This is a genomic window from Pedobacter sp. 01T416_2, from assembly GCF_056398925.1.
Genome location: NZ_JBFTQI010001136.1, coordinates 1 through 1,291, shown reverse-complemented (window position 1 = coordinate 1,291; position 1,291 = coordinate 1). Strand labels below are relative to the sequence as shown.

Annotated in this window: 3 protein-coding genes; 2 read left to right on the top strand and 1 reads right to left on the bottom strand. The window is 40.4% G+C overall.

What is annotated here, in order from left to right:
• Positions 1-48: 48 nt before the first annotated feature.
• Together AC1DPQ_RS28025 and AC1DPQ_RS28020 are read left to right on the top strand one after the other, a co-directional pair.
• Entirely contained in the window at positions 49-540 is a 492-nt protein-coding gene (locus AC1DPQ_RS28025; protein WP_477611608.1) for a cupin domain-containing protein, read from the top strand.
• A 66-nt stretch (positions 541-606) separates the two neighbouring features.
• Complete coding sequence (locus AC1DPQ_RS28020; protein ID WP_477580423.1) at positions 607-777, top strand: quinol oxidase subunit 4; 171 nt, start codon at positions 607-609, stop codon at positions 775-777.
• Positions 778-827: 50 nt separating this feature from the next.
• On the opposite strand, the gene AC1DPQ_RS28015 is transcribed toward AC1DPQ_RS28020, so the two are convergent.
• The coding region (locus tag AC1DPQ_RS28015) for a hypothetical protein (RefSeq protein WP_477611607.1) at positions 828-1,291 on the bottom strand (464 nt) is incomplete at its 5' end.

Below are 1,291 nucleotides of genomic sequence, written 5' to 3'. Positions count from 1 at the left end.
GACTAATAGATTTATGAGTAAAAATAGACAGGAAAAAATCTAAGAAAGATGGAATCCATTATCACAATCATTAATAAAAATGAAGGCGAATATTTAGGCATTGCAGGAGGTAATTACAGGATCATCATTTCTGGTGAGCAAACCAGTGGCAACTATGCGGTTATTGAAATGACTGTTCCCCCAGGTGGTGGCCCACCACCGCATGCCCACCCCGACACACAGGAAATGTTCCATATTTTGGAGGGAGAAGTGGAGTTTAAAACAGAAAAGGGTAAACAAATCGTTTCAAAAGATGGCTTTGTAAATATCCCTCTTGGTGGAGCCATTCACTGCTTTAAGAACACTTCAGAAAAACCTGCACGATTGCTCTGCACGGTAGTACCCGCCGGACTGGAAAATCTATTTCAGGAAATAGGTGCGCCTGTTCTTCCTGGACAAACGCTACTCATTCCTGAACTAACAGAAGAGCGGAAAGCATTTTTAAAAGAGATGGATTTGAAATATAATCAGCAAACCTACCCAAAGGATTTTCTGGGGTAGTAAGCTCATGACTTGATTAATAAAAGAGATAACAGCAATTGGCACACTTATGGCTTATCAATAACTATGAAACAGATATATCTTATTGTAGCGTTATCGGTAATGCTGCTTACCAGTGCTTGTTATAGTACCAGAACTGCTGGTAATAGCGGCAAAGTTCCTCCAGGGCAAGCCAAAAAAGGAACAGGTTCAAAATCTGCCAGACCCTTTGCTCCAGGGCAACAAAAAAGAAATTAAAAAAGAAAACCCTCCAAATTGGAGGGTTTCTTTCTTTATTACACAAACAACTAATGTTTTCCCTTACCGTTTCCATGGCCTTTGCCATTTCCGTTTCCTTTATTAAAATGCTGTGAGGGTTTTCCTTTATCGCCTTTATAAACCTTGGCATTACCCTTTGCAGGTGAATATTTCTGTCCTTTGCTCTTCCCTATTGCCGATTGCCCATGGTTGCCTTTAAATTTGGCATATTTTACTTTGTGGGTTTCGAAATAACGGTAAGGCTGACGTGAGTTAATTACTACCTTGTAGCCGTTATATAAATCATAACCGCTATATCTCGGTGGAAGCGATGTGGTAAAAACCCAGCCTCCTGCACCCATATAAATAAACTGTTTTTTAGGTACATAATAATAGCTCTCAATATCGGGCAGGTAGTAATAATCTACATAATCGTAACCAACCGGGCCCCATGCAGGCTGCGCACCAATGTTTATATTTACACTTACCTGGGCCTGAGCTTTAAAAGTAAGGC

Coding starts and splice junctions, on each gene's coding strand:
- AC1DPQ_RS28025 (WP_477611608.1), top strand. CDS start 49: ATGGAATCCATTATCACAATCATTAATAAAAATGAAGGCGAATATTTA.
- AC1DPQ_RS28020 (WP_477580423.1), top strand. CDS start 607: ATGAAACAGATATATCTTATTGTAGCGTTATCGGTAATGCTGCTTACC.